General features: G+C 61.5%; 14 protein-coding genes. All 14 read left to right on the forward strand.

All coding sequences use genetic code 11. From position 1 onward, the window contains the following. The first annotated feature begins 198 nt into the window (after positions 1 to 198). Entirely contained in the window at positions 199 to 1551 is a 1353-nt protein-coding gene (locus tag B2V90_RS18780; protein WP_009823996.1) for an APC family permease, read from the forward strand. 130 nt (positions 1552 to 1681) lie between these two features. Next, the gene (locus B2V90_RS18785) at positions 1682 to 2413 is read left to right on the forward strand and encodes a glutaredoxin family protein (RefSeq protein WP_293922783.1); all 732 of its coding nucleotides are present in this window, start codon (positions 1682 to 1684) and stop codon (positions 2411 to 2413) included. Beyond that, the gene (locus B2V90_RS18790) at positions 2410 to 2826 is read left to right on the forward strand and encodes a potassium channel family protein (RefSeq protein WP_008603934.1); all 417 of its coding nucleotides are present in this window, start codon (positions 2410 to 2412) and stop codon (positions 2824 to 2826) included. The genes B2V90_RS18785 and B2V90_RS18790 overlap by 4 nt, the downstream gene beginning before the upstream one ends. A 70-nt stretch (positions 2827 to 2896) precedes the next feature. Then, complete coding sequence (locus B2V90_RS18795; protein WP_008603933.1) at positions 2897 to 3361, forward strand: DUF305 domain-containing protein; 465 nt, start codon at positions 2897 to 2899, stop codon at positions 3359 to 3361. After that, positions 3358 to 3846, forward strand: a complete 489-nt coding sequence (locus B2V90_RS18800; protein ID WP_009823998.1) for a DUF6692 family protein — start codon at positions 3358 to 3360, stop codon at positions 3844 to 3846. The genes B2V90_RS18795 and B2V90_RS18800 overlap by 4 nt, the downstream gene beginning before the upstream one ends. A gap of 108 nt (positions 3847 to 3954) precedes the next feature. Further along, the gene (locus B2V90_RS18805) at positions 3955 to 4659 is read left to right on the forward strand and encodes an NAD(P)-dependent oxidoreductase (RefSeq protein ID WP_039388617.1); all 705 of its coding nucleotides are present in this window, start codon (positions 3955 to 3957) and stop codon (positions 4657 to 4659) included. Positions 4660 to 4779: 120 nt separating this feature from the next. Then, a complete protein-coding gene (locus B2V90_RS18810) occupies positions 4780 to 5136 on the forward strand; it encodes a hypothetical protein (protein ID WP_144400834.1) in 357 nt (118 codons plus the stop codon). A gap of 185 nt (positions 5137 to 5321) precedes the next feature. Next, positions 5322 to 6488 carry a TolC family protein gene (locus tag B2V90_RS18815; RefSeq protein WP_228222245.1) on the forward strand — a complete coding sequence of 389 codons (1167 nt, stop codon included), beginning with the start codon at positions 5322 to 5324 and terminating at the stop codon, positions 6486 to 6488. A gap of 8 nt (positions 6489 to 6496) precedes the next feature. Then, entirely contained in the window at positions 6497 to 7993 is a 1497-nt protein-coding gene (locus B2V90_RS18820; protein ID WP_293922773.1) for an efflux RND transporter periplasmic adaptor subunit, read from the forward strand. Next, positions 7990 to 11157 (forward strand): efflux RND transporter permease subunit, encoded by a 3168-nt coding sequence (locus B2V90_RS18825; RefSeq protein ID WP_086491587.1) that lies wholly within the window; start codon positions 7990 to 7992, stop codon positions 11155 to 11157. Before B2V90_RS18820 ends, B2V90_RS18825 begins: the two co-directional genes overlap by 4 nt. Next, on the forward strand, positions 11136 to 11522 hold the full coding sequence (locus tag B2V90_RS18830; protein WP_228222244.1) for a copper-binding protein: 387 nt from the start codon (positions 11136 to 11138) through the stop codon (positions 11520 to 11522). Before B2V90_RS18825 ends, B2V90_RS18830 begins: the two co-directional genes overlap by 22 nt. Before the next feature lie 103 nt (positions 11523 to 11625). After that, the gene (locus tag B2V90_RS18835; RefSeq protein ID WP_247715002.1) at positions 11626 to 13122 is read left to right on the forward strand and encodes a multicopper oxidase family protein; all 1497 of its coding nucleotides are present in this window, start codon (positions 11626 to 11628) and stop codon (positions 13120 to 13122) included. A gap of 13 nt (positions 13123 to 13135) precedes the next feature. Beyond that, positions 13136 to 15475: a heavy metal translocating P-type ATPase gene (locus B2V90_RS18840; RefSeq protein ID WP_086491589.1), complete on the forward strand. Its 2340-nt coding sequence runs from the start codon at positions 13136 to 13138 to the stop codon at positions 15473 to 15475. Positions 15476 to 16386: 911 nt separating this feature from the next. Beyond that, on the forward strand, positions 16387 to 16646 hold a 260-nt coding region (locus B2V90_RS18845; RefSeq protein ID WP_293922778.1), incomplete at its 3' end, for a hypothetical protein.

The following is a 16646-nucleotide window of genomic DNA, read 5'->3' on the forward strand; positions in this document are numbered from 1 at the left end:
CTCGCCGGGTCCGGGCTGGCTGCCCCCACAGTCCCGGACCTTTCCAATTTGTATGATTGCAGCACGCACGAAATAGGAGAAATGCGATAGTCAAAAGCTCGGTCAGAAATGCTGGATCTTTTTAAGGGGTGAACCTCTGCCCAACGTACTGCTTGTCGTGATGCTTCTCGGACGGGATGACATAGACAGGGGAAAGACTTGCAGACAGATGGCGACGATCAACATAGCGAGAATGCGGGCTCGATAACGTTGCTGGGCGGTGTCGCGATGGGGACCGGCGTCATGATTGGCGCAGGTATCTTCGCACTGACCGGCCAGATTGCCGAACTGGCTGGACCGTTATTTCCGCTTTCTTTCATAGTCGGCGCGCTGGTTACCTCGCTTGCCGCCTACAGCTACATCAAGATGTCGAACCGCTGGCCCTCCTCTGGCGGCATCGCGATGATCCTTCAGAAGGCTTACGGACCGGGCGTCGTTGCAGCATCGGCATCGCTCCTGATGGCGCTGTCGATGGTCATCAACGAAAGCCTGGTCGCTCGGACCTTCGCGACCTATGCCTTGCGGCCCTTTGGGCTCGAAAGCAGCGGCATTCTGGTCTCCGTCGCGGCACTGGCCCTCATCGTTTTCGCCTATTTCGTGAATGCTGCCGGCAACAAATCGGTCAGCGGGTTTTCGCTCATTATGTCGGCAATCAAGATCGGCGGCATCGCCCTGTTCGCAATTGCGGCGATCTGGGCCACCGGATTTTCAGGCGGTGCCTTCGCAGAGCCGGTCGCGCTTTCGGGCCTCGACGCGTTGCTCGCTTCGGTCGCTTTCTCGATCCTCGCTTTCAAGGGTTTCACCACCATCACCAACAGCGGCGGCGAAATCATCGATCCGCATCGGAATGTCGGCAGAACCATTATCATTTCGATCGCAGTATGCGTGGTCGTCTACCTTCTCGTCGCGGTGGCGGTCGGCGCCAGCCTCAGCACTTCAGAAATAGCCGAGGCGCGCGATTACTCTCTTGCGGCAGCTGCGCGCCCCGCGCTCGGAGAGCTTGGCTTCTATTTCACAGTCGCAATCGCGATCGCAGCCACGACCTCGGGTGTCATCGCCAGTGTTTTCGCCGTTTCGCGAATGCTGACGATGCTGACCGAGATGAAGATGATCCCGCATAGCCATTTCGGCATGAGCGGACCGATCCGCAGTCACATGCTGGTCTATACCGTAGTGATTGCCGGCACGCTCGCGGTCCTGTTCGATCTGTCGCGGATCGCTTCGCTCGGAGCATTTTTCTATCTCGTAATGGACATGCTTGTGCATTGGGGCGTGCTGCGCGGTTTGCGGGAAGAGATCGGTGCGCGTGCCTGGGTGCTATGGTCGGCACTCGTGGCGGACAGCGTAGTCCTGACAGCTTTTGCCTTCGCCAAGCTCAAAACCGACCCTGCGGTCGTCGCCTATGCGGTCGCAGGCATTGCCGCCGTTTTCATCGCCGAATGGTTCTATTTGTCCAGGCGTTCGCAAGCGATGGACTCCGCTTCAGAAAGACCGGCGGAAGAGAGGCGGTGACCCCGTTAGTAGAACACGAGCGCAAAGGCAGCGACCAAAAGCCGACGAGGATCGAGGCGCCAAGTTCGCGGATCAAAAGAAATTCAAGACGGAGCATATCGTGACGACTAAAACTGCCACCGTTTACCGAATGGTCATGCCGGACCACGTTTGTCCGTATGGATTGAAAACGGTCGATTTGCTCAAACGCGAAGGTTTCGAGGTGGACGACCACCATTTGAAAACGCGCGAGGAGACCGATGCGTTCAAAGAGCAGCATGGGGTAGAAACCACCCCCCAAACCTTCATCGGCGGGAAGCGCATCGGAGGTTACGACGATGTCCGTGAGCATGTCGGCAAGAAAAGAACGCAAGCCGGTGATGACGAGACCAGCTACCAGCCCGTCATTGCCATTTTCGGCGTCGCTTTCCTCCTGGGTCTGGCAATTAGCTGGTACGTTTTCGACACGATTTTCACGGTGGAAGCGGTCGAATGGGTTGTCAGCCTATCGATGGCCTTGCTCGCGATCCAGAAGTTGCAGGACGTGCGCAGCTTCTCGACCATGTTCCTCAACTACGATCTGCTGGCGCGACGCTGGGTACGATATGGATTTCTATATCCGTTCGGTGAGGGTTTGGCTGGAATATTAATGGTCGCGCACGCGCTTCCGATCGTCTCGGTTCCGGTATCGCTGTTCATAGGGACGGTCGGCGCGGTCAGCGTGTTCAAGGCGGTCTACATCGACAAGCGCGAGTTGAAATGCGCTTGCGTCGGCGGAAGCAGCAACGTGCCGCTCGGCTTCGTATCGTTGACCGAGAACCTGTTCATGATCGGTATGGGTCTTTGGATGGGTGCCAAGGCCCTGGGTTGGGTCTCGCTATGATTTGGGCACTGCTTCTCGGTTTCGCGCTGTTCGCGATCTCTCTCTACTTCCACATGTTGATGCTGCGCGGGGCGAAAGCCGTTTCTCCGCCAGGCAAGGACCCACGCCATTTCCGGCTGCTTGCAGGCTCCAGCCTCGTTCTTCTCAGCCATCTGGTCATCGCCGGCATATTCGCGGGCGGAATGTATCTCGCTTCCGTCTGGGGCCTTGGCGGGCTCGAGAAGGACGTCATCAACAGCTGGATGGATTATTACTACTTCGCGCTGATCACGATCTCGACGGTCGGTCTCGGCGATATTCTGCCCGCCGGGCACATGCGCGCCATTTCCGGCATCGCCGCCCTTACCGGGTTCCTGATGATCAGTTGCACCGCCCAATATGTCTATCAAACCATGAGCGAAAAGGAGAATTGATATGGCTGAAGCTAGGCACGATGCACACGAAAAAGGTGGAGGGGGCGGCAACTACTGGCGGTTCATGGCAATGGTATCGACCTCGACCGTGATCATGTTCTTCCTGATGTATGCCAACAGCTTCGACATGGACGACGTTTTCTGGAGCGAGACGCGCTTCTGGATGATGTTCGTCATGGGCGCGATGATGATGGTGGTCATGCTTCTCTTCATGTGGGGCATGTACAAGGACCGGACCAAGAACTTCATCATCTTGGGTGTCGGAGCCGTCGTCTTCGCGCTCGCGCTATGGCTCGTACGCAGCCAGACCACGGTGGACGATACGGAATACATGGCCGCGATGATCCCGCACCACTCGATCGCGATCATGACTAGCGAGAGGGCGAGCCTGAAGGATCCGCGGGTTCGCGAACTCGCGCAGGCCATCATCGTCGCGCAGCGGCGCGAGATCGCCGAGATGAAATATCTCATCCAGGACATCGAGGAAAACGGTCCGCGCACCGAAGAACGCCTGCCCGAGGAGATGCAGCAATGAACAAGATCGCAATCCTGACGCTTGCAGCCCTCCCTCTGGCGGCCTGCAACACCAATACCGCGGTCGGCAATGATCGCGAAGCACAGCTCGATCCCCCGGCAACTGCGGCGCCGATAGAGAGTGCTGCGAGCGCTCTTGCCAACCTCAGCCCGGGCCTCATGCTGCCCGAGACCATGAGCGACGCGGACCTCGCCACGCTGGGAGCCGAGAACACGTGTCAGTTTCGCCTGACTGAGGTCGCGTTTCCGTCGTTCGTCTACGACAACAGCGGTGGCGGCGCGATCAAGATCAACGGCAAGCTGATCCCTGTCACAGCAAGCGCCTCGGGTGAGTATGCGAATGGTGAGCTTCGTATCCGCACGCGCCTTCTCGATGACGAAGGAGACGCGGGCCTGCAGATGCAGGAACTCATCGTCGCCGGACCTCGGATGAAGGACGAGTTCGGGTTCTGGGGGTACACGACCTGCGGCAACAGCGAGGCGTGAACACGAGCGAGCGGGCGCCAGCGTGCGTCGGCGCCCGCTCCATGATCACGACGGGCCCGGCACGCGCGGCCAGATTCATAATGAGGTACGACAGTGGCAGCTGAGCCTGTGACCGATGCAGCACCCATTGCGGTCTTCGGTGCCGGAGGAAAGACCGGTACGGAAATACTGCGCCATGCGGTTCGCAAGGGCATCGCGGTTCGAGCGTTCGAGCACACCTTGCCCGAACCATCGGACCGGGTCGATAACGTCGAGTACTTCCAATGCGATGTACTCAATGACGACTTCAGCAGCGAGCTCGAAGGTTGCCGTGCTGTTATTTCCGCACTCGGTATAGGGTTTAGTCCATCGACGGCGATCGATCCGCCTCCGCTTTACACGGAGGGAACCCGCAGGCTGGTGGAAGCGATGTCGGCAACCGGCATTTCCCGGATCGTCGTGATATCGGCAGCGTTCGTAGAGGCGCAGCCCAGCGTTCCTGCATGGTTCGAGCTCACAGCAAGACCAGCCTTGCACAAAATTCTCGCACAGATGCGCGCAATGGAAGATCTTCTGGAGCGCGCGAAAGGCCTGGAATGGACGGCTGCGCGACCGGGCTGGCTCCTGGACGAACCCTATACCGGTGAAGCCGTCATTTCCGACGAGCGCCTTGCCGAAGGTTGCTTTCGCTGCCGGCACGCGGATCTTGCGGCAGCGATGCTCGAATTCGTCTGCGAGAACACCTGGGTCAACGCCAAGCCCGCAATAGCCCGCCCAGAAGAAGACCGCTTCGAAAGCATGACAGCGCTGAAAGCCGAACTGGGAATCGACTGAGGAGGAGGCGGCATGTTCGAGACACGTACGGCGACAATCGGGAGGGGTCACGATAATTTTGAGACTCTCCGCAGGCTGCATGACCTTGTCTTAAAAGCGGCAAAGCTCTAGGTGAGTGTGATGCGAGCCTTGCGTACCCTAGGACTGTTATTGATCGCCTGCGGGCTATTCGTCCAGTCGGCCGCGCATGCTTCTGCTCTTCCTCAGGTCGTCGACGCAGGCGATCCGGCCTGCGCAGAGATGGAAACGATGGCGGGCGCGACTTCCACGGAAGATGACGGCAGCGCACCTTGCAAGAACCTTCGGCTGGATTGTCTGGTGGCGCTCGGGTGCATTGCGCCGCTCGCTCCCGGCGCTGATGCGACCCTTTCCGAAGACTTACCGGCGCAGGCTGCTCAATTCAGCGGTTTGATCTCCAATTCGCTCGCCGCCCCAAGGCTGGGGCCAGAACCGCCACCTCCGCAATTTCCGGCATGACCCGCGTGCAGGCTTAAGCCTGCGCGCTCCTGCCTCTGGATGAACGGCCTGCGCTCGACGCGGGCCGGTGATCCGGAACGCGTGCCTGACGCGCTCCTTTTGCGGAATGAACAATCATGAAACGAGTATGCTGGACCGCGCTTCCGGTCCTGCTGGCCATTGCGCCGGCAAGTAATGCCCAGTCGGTGGGCTATGAAGAAGCTTTGCGAGCAGCGGCTAGCGACCAGCCGCAGGTTCGAACAAGCGAGCTGCGACTGGACGCCCGGCGCGAGATCGCCGACGCTGCCGATGAACTGCCTGACCCGCGCCTTCGCGCGGGCATCCAGAACCTGCCGGTAAGCGGGCCGGCCGCGTTTGATCTGGGTCGCCAGCTTCCCACGCAGATCCAAGTCGGAATCGAACAGGAGATTCCCAATCTCGCAAAGCGCAGGGCCCGGTCTGGAATGGCGGACGCCGACATCGACTTTGCCGCAGCACAGTTGATTCAAACCCGTTACAGGGTGTGCGTCAGCGCAGGAAAGGCATGGATCTCGTTGGCTTACGCCCAACGGGCTCTGACCGTGGCCGACGATGCGCTTGCTGAAATCGGGGGGCTCGTGCCACTCGCGCGCAGTTCTGTAGCCGCCGGTTCGGCCAGACCCGCCGAAAGTCTCGAAATACGCCGTGCCGTGCTCGAGGTCGAAGATATGCGGACCAAGATTGAAGCCGACCGAGAGGCCGCGCAAGCCATGCTGTCGCGCTATACCGCTCTGACGAACGCTATCGCGACCGGAACCACGCCTTCGCCCGATCTCGATCCCGAAGGTTTGCGGGCAAGTTTGCAAAGCAATCCGGAACTTGTCGTGGCGCTTGCGCAGGTTCGTCAAGCGGAAGCGCGAAGTGATCTTGCCCGATCGGAAAGGCGTCCGGATTTCGGCGTCAATGTGAGCTATGGAAGGCGCGATCCCGACTTTGGCGATGTCGTCTCGGTGATGGGTTCGATCACGCTCCCGATTTTCGCCGACCGGCGCCAAAACCCGCGTGTAGCCGCCGCCGACGCCGAGGCGGCGGCGGCGCAGTCGGCCAGAGCAGACCGGCTCCGTGAACTCGAAGCCCAGTTCGAGACCGATCTCGCCGCATGGCGCAGCGCTTATCGACAATGGCAGCGCGCGACGGACGAACTGCTCCCTCTTGCCGAAAGCCGCGTGGACCTCGAACGCGCGAGCTTTGCCGCAGGCCGCGCGGATCTGCTCGACATCATCGACGCCATCAAAACGCTCGCCATGCTGCGGGTGGAAATTCTGCAACGCGAAGAGGCGTCCGTCGAGGCCGCCGCGAACCTGCGACTGACTTATGGGGAGTATGGCCGATGAGACCCGCAATGGGAGCCCCGTGGGACAGGCTGTCGCCGCGCCAGAAATCCTGGATGATGGCAGGCACGGTCGCGCTCATCAGTCTTGCCGCCGGCTATGGTCTCTCGCAGCTCGGCGAAGGCCAGGGTGGTGCAAGCGACGCGGGCGGCAGTGCGACCGAATGCGAGGAGGTCCTTTACTGGTACGACCCGATGGTGCCGGGGCAGCACTTCGACGAGCCGGGCAAGTCGCCCTTCATGGATATGCAGCTGGTGCCCAAGTGCGCGGGCGAGGAGGCCACTGCAGGCGTCAGGATAGATCCCGGCCTGGTGCAGAATTTCGGCATCCGCACCACTGAAGCCGAGTACGGCGTCCTCGAGCCGGAAATAACCGTCACAGGCGTTCTGGCCTACAATGAACGCGACGTCGCGATCGTCCAGCCACGTGCCGGAGGCTATGTACAAAGAACCTACGGCCGCGCGCCCGACGATGTCGTTGGACGGGGCGCGCCGCTCGCGGATATCCTGGTTCCCGAATGGGGCGGAGCGCAGCAGGAGTATCTGGCCGTCCTGAACAGCGGTGATGAAGAACTTGCGCAGGCCATGCGCGAACGCATGCGCCTTTTGGGCATGCCTCCAGGCCTGATCTCATCGGTAGGGCGCAATGGACGTCCGCAGTCCACGATCACCGTTACCGCGCCGATTGGAGGTGCCATCACATCGCTCGGCGTGCGTCCGGGAATGACAGTCATGGCCGGACAGACGCTCGCCGAGATAACCGGTTTCTCACCGATCTGGCTCGAAGCCGCGGTGCCTGAAAGGCAGGCGGCGACTGTCCGCGTCGGGCAACCTGTCAGCGCGACGCTGACCGCATTCCCCGAGGAACGCTTCTCCGGGCCCATCATCGCTATCCTGCCGAGCGCGCAGGATGCAAGCCGTACGATCACCGTTCGTGCGCAACTGCCCAATGCATCCGGGCGCCTCAAGCCGGGCATGTTCGCACAGGTCTCGCTGACCCCGGACACACGCCGCGCGCTGCTGGTACCGTCCGAAGCGGTTATCAGGACCGGACGTCGAACCATCGTGATGGTGAAGCAGGACGAGGGCGGTTTCATGCCCGCCGAGGTCCGGATCGGCCGCGAAGCGGGTGGAAGGACCGAAGTGCTGGCCGGTCTGTCGGCAGGCGACCAGGTCGTGACATCGGGTCAGTTCCTGCTCGATTCCGAAGCAAGCCTCACCGGACTGGACGTCCGTCCGATAGATCAGGCAGATGACGCTTCCACCGGCGGCGAGGACGCACCAGCGACCTTCGGTGCCACCGGCACGATCCAGTCGATCGCCAATGGTTCGGTGACGCTGCGGCATGGTCCTGTGCCCCGGCTCGATTGGCCCGCGATGACCATGACCTTCCGCACGAAGAGCGCGGCGCAAATGCGCGGGCTCGAGACGGGAGACAGGGTGCGCTTCACCTTCACCCAGCAGGATGCCGGCCCCCGGATCGAGTCTATCACGAGGGCCGGACAATGATTGCTCGGATAATCGATGCCTCGATCGCCAACCGCCTGTTTATCGTTCTCGCCGCCGTCGCGGTAACGCTGGCCGGTTTCTGGGCGGTGCGCACGACGCCGGTCGACGCGTTGCCCGATCTGTCCGATGTGCAGGTTGTGGTCCGGTCAAACTATCCGGGTCAGGCCCCCCGGATCGTCGAGGAACAGGTCACCTATCCCCTGGCAACGACCATGCTCTCGGTGCCGGGGGCGAAAACCGTCCGTGGCTATTCGATGTTCGGTGACAGCTATGTCTATATCATCTTCGAGGACGGTACCGACCTCTACTGGGCACGCTCGCGCGTGCTCGAATATCTCAACCAGGTGCAGAACCGCCTGCCCGATGGCGTCACGAGCACGCTTGGGCCCGATGCAACCGGTGTGGGGTGGATCTACGAATATGCGCTCGTCGACCGGACCGGCGGGCACGACCTTGCCGGACTGCGCAGCCTGCAGGACTGGTTCCTGCGCTACGAGCTCAAGACGATTCCCGGCATTGCCGAGGTCGCCAGCGTCGGCGGAATGGTCAAGCAATACCAGGTCGTGCTGGAACCTTACCGGATGGCATCGCTCGGCGTGACTCACGCCGAGATCGTGAGCGCAATCCAGGCCGCCAACCAGGAAGCGGGCGGCTCGATCGTCGAGATGGGCGAAGCCGAATATATGGTGCGTGCCTCGGGCTATCTCGGCGACCTCGACGATTTCAGGGCGATCCCGCTGCGCGCGGTGAGCGGCGGCGTTCCGGTCACGCTGGGCGACGTAGCGACGATCCAGGTCGGCCCCGAACTGCGCCGAGGCATCGCCGAGCTCAATGGCGAAGGCGAGGTTGCCGGCGGCATCATCGTCCTGCGCCAGGGGGCGGATGCGCGAAGCGCAATACAGGCCGTGGAACTCAAACTCGATGAGTTGCAGGCAAGCCTTCCCGAAGGCGTCGAGATCGTCACGACCTACGACCGATCCCAGCTCATCGATGCGTCGATCGAGAACCTCACCACGAAGCTTATCGAAGAGTTTATTGTCGTGGCGCTCGTATGCGCACTGTTCCTCTGGCACGCGCGTTCGGCACTCGTCGCCATTATCACCCTGCCTTTGGGCGTGCTCGCAGCCTTCATCGTGATGCGCTTCCAGGGCGTCAATGCCAACATCATGTCGCTGGGTGGAATAGCCATCGCGATCGGTGCGATGGTAGATGCCGCCGTTGTGATGATCGAGAACGCGCACAAGCATCTCGAGCGATGGGAACACGAGAATCCCGATACCGTGCTCGCGGTGAAGGAACGCTGGCGGATCATCGCCGATGCATCGAAGGAAGTGGGACCGGCGCTGTTCTTCAGCCTGCTGATCATTACGCTGTCGTTCCTACCGGTCTTTACCCTGCAGGCGCAGGAAGGGCGGTTATTTGCACCGCTTGCTTTCACCAAGACCTATGCGATGGCTGCCGCGGCCATTCTTTCGGTAACGCTGGTGCCGGTGATGATGGGTTGGCTGATCCGTGGGAAGATCCCTTCGGAAGATTCCAATTTTCTAAACCGCTGGCTGACGAAAATCTATCGTCCGGGGCTCGACTGGGTCATGCGGCGCCCCAAGGCAACGCTGGCGATCGCGGCGCTGATCTTTCTGACCACCGCGATCCCCTTCACCCGGCTTGGCGGCGAGTTCCTCCCGCCGCTCGATGAAGGCGATTTGCTTTATATGCCGAGTGCATTGCCCGGCCTTTCCCCCGGCGAGGCGTCGGCGCTGCTGCAGCGCACCGATCGCCTGATCAAGTCGGTCCCGGAAGTGGAAACGGTGTTCGGTAAAGCGGGGCGCGCCGATACGGCGACGGATCCGGCTCCCCTGACGATGTTCGAAACGACGATCCGCTTCAAGCCCCGCGAAGAATGGCGCGAGGGAATGACGCCCGATCTGCTGGTCGAGGAACTCGACCGGGTCGTCCAGGTGCCGGGCCTCGCCAATGTCTGGGTGCCGCCGATCCGCAACCGGATCGACATGCTCGCGACCGGAATCAAGAGCCCGATCGGGGTCAAGGTGTCAGGCGACGATCTCGATCAACTGGAACGCGTTGCACTCGATGTGGAGCGTATCGCCAAGACCGTGCCTGGCGTGAGTTCCGCGCTGGCCGAGCGGCTGTCGGGCGGTCGCTATGTCGATGTCGATATCGACCGGATGGCGGCCGCGCGATACGGACTCAACATTGCCGACATCCAGCAGATCGTCTCTGGTGCAATAGGCGGCGCCAATGTCGCACGGACCGTCGAGGGGCTGGCGCGCTATCCGATCAATGTGCGCTATCCCCGCGAAATCAGGGACAGCGTCGATGAACTCAGGGCCCTGCCGGTTCTGACGCCGTCCGGCCAACAGATTACGCTCGGCACTGTCGCCCGTATCGCCGTCAGCGACGGTCCGCCGATGCTCAAGAGCGAGCAGGGTCGTCTGACCAGCTACATCTATGTCGATGTCCGGGGCCGCGATCTTACTTCGGTGGTCGCCGATCTTCAGGAGGCCGTCGCCGCGGGCGTCGATCTGCCTGCCGGCGTCAGTCTGTCCTATGCGGGCCAATTCGAATATCTGACGCGCGGCTATGAGCGACTAAAGATCGTGGTTCCCGCGACGCTCGCGATCATCTTCCTGTTGCTTTATCTCATTTTCCGACGCTGGGACGAAGCCTTGCTGATCATGGGCACGCTGCCCTTTGCGCTGACGGGCGGATACTGGTTGCTCTATCTGATGGGCTACAACCAGTCGGTGGCGACTGCGGTAGGCTTCATCGCGCTCGCCGGCGTCTCCGCCGAATTCGGCGTCGTGATGCTGATCTACCTGAAAGCCGCACTGGAACGGCGACAAGCTGACCTGAGCGCCGAAGAAGTGGACGAGGCCATCCGGGAGGGCGCGCTCCTGCGCGTGCGGCCCAAGGCGATGACCGTCGCAGTCATCCTTGCCGGTCTCTTTCCGATCCTGATCGGCACCGGCGCGGGCTCGGAAGTCATGAGCCGCATCGCCGCGCCGATGGTCGGCGGCATGATTACCGCGCCGCTCCTGTCCATGTTCCTGCTTCCCGCCGCTTATCTGTTGTTGCGGCGCCCCCGTCCGGAAAAATCGGCCAATTCTCAAGGAGAAGAAGAATGCGTACCCCAACCTACATGATCCTGCTCGCGGCACCGCTGGCGCTTGCAGCCTGCGACGCTGCAGACGACAGCTCAGAGACCATGATGTCTGACGACATGGCGAACTCGGACAGCATGCCCATGTCAGGCGAAATGCCGATGGCGGAAGAGACCGGCGGCGAGCAGAGCGCCAGCGCGGAGGGAACGGTAACAGCCATCGATTCCGAGGCGGGCACCGTGACCATCGAGCATGGTCCGGTCGAAAGTATCGGATGGCCCGCGATGACCATGGCCTTCGAAGCCGACGAACCAATCCTCGAACAGGTCAGTGTCGGTGAGGGGATAGCCTTTGAATTTCGTACTGGAACCGAAGGCAGCGTCGTTACCTCGGTAACGCCGCGATAGGACGGTGGGTGGGAGGCGCTCGGTTGCGCCGGTGCCTCCCACGCGAAAACAGGTGAATATGCCAGGTATCGACAGGCCCAACTTTCAGGATCGCCGCGACTTCATGAAAAGCGCCGGCCTCGCGGCGACGGGTTTCGCGGCGCTGCCGCTGCTGGGTTGCGACACGCAAGGCAAGATGTCGCTCGATCGATCAGGCGCAAGCAGTCCCCTTGCTATTCCTCCGCTACAAGCAGGAACGATCGAACGGGGCGAGCGTGTCTTTCGCCTGTCCCTGACACCGGGCGAGAAAGAATTCGTGCCCGGCACTCCGTCTCCGACGATCGGTATCGACGCATCCTATCTCGGCCCGACCCTCGAAATGCGCCGCGGCGAACAGGTTCGCTTTCACATCGACAACAAGCTTGCCGAAGATGCGACCGTCCACTGGCATGGTTTCGAACTTCCCGCCACAGCGGATGGCGGGCCGCACCAGCTCATACGGCCCGGTGAGCGCTGGAGCCCGTCCTTCGAACTACGCCAGCGCGCTTCGTTATACTGGTATCATTCGCATCTGCATCGCCGGGCCGGACCACAGGTCTATGCCGGACTTGCTGCCCCGATCTACGTGCGCGACGAGGAAGAGGATCGCCTCGATCTGCCGAGCCGGTACGGTGTGGATGACATACCGCTCATCGTGCAGGATCGCGTGATCGACAGCTCGGGCCGCCTCGTTTACCGGCTCAACATGCACTCGCGGATGATGGGGGTGATAGGTGAGCGCATCTATGTGAACGGAACGGCCAATGCCGTTTTCGACGGCGCCGCCGGCCCGCTGCGCCTGCGGCTTCTCAATGGATCGAATGCGCGGTTCTACACCTTCTCGCTCGAAGGTGATCGTCCGATGCAACTCATCGCAAGCGATGGCGGCCTGCTTGCCGCACCCCGCGAGATTCGCAGTCTTACCCTTGCCCCAGGCGAACGCGCACAAGTGATCGTCGACCTTTCCGAAGGGCGCCCGCTGCGCCTGAATGCCAGCAGTCCTGATAACGCCATGGGCATGATGGCCGGAGAAGGCGGGGGTATGATGGACGGCGGAATGATGGGAAACCGGACCGGTCGCGAGAGGCAGGGCCGCACCTTTTCGATCCTCGATATGCGTCCCTCCGGATCATCGACTCCAGTGATGCTCCCGCCCACCCTGGCCGCGCTAGCCGCGCCAGACCCCTCGCTCGCCGTTCGCAGCCGCCGTTTCGTACTCGATATGGGCATGATGGGTCGGGGCATGGCGATCAACGGCGAGACCATGGACATGGATGTCATCAATCAGCGCGTACCGGTGGGTCAGTGGGAAATATGGGAAATCGCCAACGCATCGATGATGGCCCATCCCTTTCATATTCATAACGTGCAGTTCCGCTTGCTCGACCGGGACGGTCGGCCTCCGCAGGCGGAAGAGGCGGGCTTCAAGGACACCGTTATCGTCAAGCCACGTGAACAGGTCAGGCTGCTGTTGCGGTTCGAAGAGAATACCGATCCCGACAATCCCTACATGTATCACTGTCATATCCTCGAGCACGAGGACGCAGGCATGATGGGGCAATTCGTGGTCACGGCCAATTAGGGGAGAACGACAGATGAGCGATGGGCACAATGCAATCGAGGGTACGGCGACCGACCCCGTTTGCGGAATGAGCGTGAAGATGGACGGCGCCCGCTTCATCGATCGACACGAGGGTGGCGACCATTACTTCTGCTCCTCGCGCTGCCTCGACAAGTTCCGCGCGGATCCGGAGATGTATCTTTCGAAGGCGCACCTCGATGCTGTCGAGGATGTCCCGGAAGGTACGATATACACCTGTCCGATGCATCCGGAGATCCGGCAGCCGGGGCCGGGCTCCTGCCCGATATGCGGGATGGCCCTCGAACCCGAAACGGTCACCTTGAACGAGGGCCCCGATCCCGAACTCGTCGACATGCGGCGAAGGTTCTGGTGGAGCGCGCTCTTCACCCTGCCGCTCTTCGCCTATGCGATGGGCGACATGATCCCGTCGCGACCGTTCGATCAGGTCATCGAACCCGCTTTCGCGCAGTGGCTGCAGCTTCTGCTGGCCACTCCGGTGGTGCTTTGGGGCGGCTGGCCCTTCTTCACCCGCGCGCTGCAATCAGTCCGAACCATGAACCTCAACATGTTCACCCTGATCGGCTTCGGCGTTGCCATCGCTTATCTGTTCAGCCTTGTGGCAACCCTCGCCCCGGACATCTTCCCCGAGGCTTTCCGCGATCATGCGGGCCGGGTCGGCGTCTATTACGAGGCCGCAGCGGTTATCACGACCCTCGTGCTGCTCGGGCAGGTGCTCGAGCTCAAGGCGCGCGGATCGACATCGAGCGCCTTGCGAGCGCTTCTCGAACTCGCGCCCCCGACCGCGATGAAGATCTTCGGTCGCGGCGATGAGCGCGAAGTACCGCTCGATGAATTGACGTCGGGGGACCTGCTGCGCGTGCGTCCGGGCGACAAGGTCCCCGTCGATGGCACGCTCGAGGATGGAAGCAGCGCCATCGACGAGTCCATGATCAGCGGCGAGCCCATTCCCGTCAAGAAAAGCGCTGGCGATCCCGTGATCGGAGGCACTGTCAACCAGACCGGCAGCTTCACCATGCGCGCGACGCAGGTCGGCGCGGACACCATGCTCTCGAAGATCGTGCAGATGGTGGCGGAGGCGCAGCGCAGCCGGGCACCGATCCAGCGGCTCGCCGACCAAGTCACCGGATGGTTCGTGCCCATCGTCGTCCTTGTCGCTATCGTGAGTTTTGTCGTCTGGGCCATCTGGGGACCGGCACCGGCCCTTGCCTACGCGCTCGTCAACGCGGTCGCCGTTCTGATCATCGCCTGTCCCTGCGCGCTCGGACTGGCGACGCCAATGTCGATCATGACCGGCACCGGCAAGGGAGCCCAGCACGGCATCCTGATCAAGAACGCCGAAGCGCTCGAAACGCTGGAAAAGATCGATACGCTGGTTGTCGACAAGACCGGCACACTGACCCGGGGCAAGCCCGATCTTGTCGACGTAAAACCGCAGTCAGATTTCGACGAGCAGGAGTTGCTGAGCCTTGTCGCTGCCGTTGAGAGAGGAAGCGAGCATCCGCTCGCCCACGCGATCGTGGAAGGGGCTCAAAACAGGGGCGCTGCCATCCTCGACGCTTCCGATATCGAGTCCGTGACCGGCGAAGGCATCCAGGCAAATGTCGACAAGCGCAGGGTCGCGATCGGGAATGAAAAGATGATGGAGCGTATAGGGGCGCTCGAAGAAGGCTGGCGGTCAACGGCGGACGAAGGCCGAAGCCTCGGACAGACGGTGATGTTCGTGGCCGTGGACGGGGCACCGGCAGGCCTTATCGCTGTCGCCGATCCGATCAAGGAAACCAGCCGCACCGCTATTGCCGCGCTGCATGAGCGCGGCATCAAGATCGTGATGCTTACCGGCGACAGCGAAGCCACCGCGCGTGCGGTAGCAAGCCAGGTCGGTATCGACGAAGTCGAAGCGAATGTCTCGCCCGAGGACAAACATCGCAAGATCGAGCAGTTGAAGAGCGAGGGTCGCCGGGTCGCTATGGCCGGCGACGGCATAAACGACGCACCCGCGCTTGCCGCTTCGCATGTCGGCATCGCGATGGGAACGGGTACCGATGTCGCGATCGAAAGCGCGGGCGTGACATTGGTGCGCGGCGACCTCGTCGGCGTTGTTCAGGCGCTCGTCCTGTCTCGGGCCACTATGCGCAACATCAGGCAGAACCTGTTCTTTGCCTTTGCCTATAATGCGCTCGGAATTCCGGTCGCTGCAGGTGTCCTCTATCCATGGACCGGGTTGCTTTTGAACCCGATGATCGCGGCCGCAGCGATGAGCCTGTCTTCGGTATCGGTGATCGGCAACGCCCTGCGCCTGCGCGGCCTCGCTCTTCCCAAATTCGATACCTGAGCGGTGAGGGCGGGACGGAGATGGCGCGAGTAACGGATAAGACGATGCAGGATCAAAACCCAATCTCTGAGAAATCGCGCGAATGGCGCGGTGCTCATCCAGCGCTCTGGATCGCCCTGTTCGGAATTTTCATCGCTTTCGCCTGGGAGATGCTCCAGCTTCCCTTCTACCAGTCAGCTGGTCTGTCGCCCGCCGAGGCTGCTCGCCGCTGTGGCCTAGCCTCGTTCGGCGACGCTGGCATAATGGTTGCGGCTTATCTCGTCGCCTCGATCGGCAATCGACAATGTCCGTGGTTGACCCGTTTTGAGGCTTGGCGCTTCGCCGTCTACCTTGCGACCGGCCTCGTAATAACGGCTTTCGTCGAAATCCTGGCGGTCGGCGCCGATTGGGGATGGACGTACAGCGAGAGCATGCCTCTGCTGCCGGGGACCGACATTGGCCTAGTCCCCATGCTGATGTGGATTGTGGTCCCTTCAGCGACTTTGTGGTTCGCGCGGCGAATGGGAACCGGACCCGCGCGATAGGAAGTTGATCAACTGGTTCAGCAGCAACTAGCCGAGGTGGAGCGCAAAATCTCCGATCTAATGGCTTTACGAGACGAGCTGGGACAGATGTTACGGTCCTGCGAGTCGGACAAGATCGGTGAATGCAAGGTCATCGGATGCCTCGGGCACCATAGCGTTGTGCAAGATCTCAATGGCTGTCCGCTTGTGGATCACCCATGGAAGGAGTGGAACGGCCGAAATGGGGCGCAAAGCTGGCGCCGGTCGGCACTGCGAATGGACGGCAGAAATTAGGGCGCTGCGTGTTGCCCTGTAACGGCAGCTATGTCGGCGGGACGGGCTGCCCATGCATGAAGATGCTGCAGTGACGACGCCTGCTTAGCGGGCTTGCTCTCGACCCGATGAGAGGTGAAGCTGCCACTCGTGGTCAACCTTTTCGTCGCCATCACCGATCGCAGCTGGTTCGAGCTGCTAAGCCAAGAGTGGCCCGACGAGGTCAATTTCTGGCAGCCAAGCGGCAATCGCAATTTCGGCGCGGTGTCAGTCGGCGAACTATTCTTGTTCAAGCTCCATGCGCCCGATGATTTCATCGTCGGCGGCGGCATCTTCAGCCATGCCTCGAACGTGCCGCTTTCGCTCGCCTGGGGTGTCAATCGGCGTGCAAACGG

The sequence above is a fragment of the Sphingobium sp. UBA5915 genome (assembly GCF_002431195.1).
GTDB classification, from domain to species: domain Bacteria; phylum Pseudomonadota; class Alphaproteobacteria; order Sphingomonadales; family Sphingomonadaceae; genus Sphingobium; species Sphingobium soli.